Genomic DNA, 707 nt, shown 5'->3' with positions numbered 1-707 from the left:
CCGCGTCCACGCCGCCGCCGGGCACCTGCACACCCGCGTCCGGGTACTCGGGCGTGTGGTCGAAGAGCAGCAGGTCCCGCCCGCCGCGCGTGACGTAGCAGACGACGCGCTCGCGCAGGCCGTGCAGGCGCGCGGCGTCACGGGCCGGTTCGAGGTGGGTGTAGCGCTTCTCCATGAGGGGCCTCCGGGCGGTCGGGGACGAAAAACAGCGCGTCCCGTCCGCAGTGCTCTTGCGGACGAGACGCGCACGGTGTTCGTGATCGTCCCGCGGTACCACCGCAGTTCCCCGAAAAGGGGCGCTCTCGCGCGCTGTGACGGGCGCACCCGGACGGCTCTACTGAAGCGCGCGGCGCTCGTTCTGCCGACCTGCTCCCGGGCGACCTTCCCCGCTCGCTCTCCCGGTCCCTTCCCAGCTGCCGGGACCTCTCTCGTGGGCGCGTGCTCGGGTACTCCTCCCGATCAAGGCAAGCGCAGTATAGCAGCGGCGCCCACGCGGGGGCATCGGCGAACTGGCGGGGTCAGTTCAGGTCCCGGCGGCGTCCGGGCGCGTCGTTCCAGTCGGCGCGGAAGATCCAGTTCTGGCCGGGCACGCTCTCGCGGGCGTACCAGAGGCGCACGCCGCGGTTCGGCATGGGCCACGGGGTCAGGCGGGCCCACTCCCCCACCCGCAGTTCCCGAGCGGCGCGGCCCGAGCCGTCGTCGGCGCG

1 pseudogene is annotated in these 707 nt (G+C 73.6%); it reads right to left on the bottom strand.

The features are described from left to right. Positions 1–518 precede the first annotated feature (518 nt). Positions 519–707 (bottom strand): annotated as a pseudogene (locus DEIPI_RS38695) (hypothetical protein); the annotation flags it as partial.

The organism is Deinococcus pimensis DSM 21231 (genome assembly GCF_000519345.1).
Taxonomy (GTDB): Bacteria; Deinococcota; Deinococci; order Deinococcales; family Deinococcaceae; genus Deinococcus_A; species Deinococcus_A pimensis.
The sequence above is the reverse complement of the archived record's forward strand: the minus strand, read 5'-3'. Positions and strand labels throughout refer to the sequence as shown.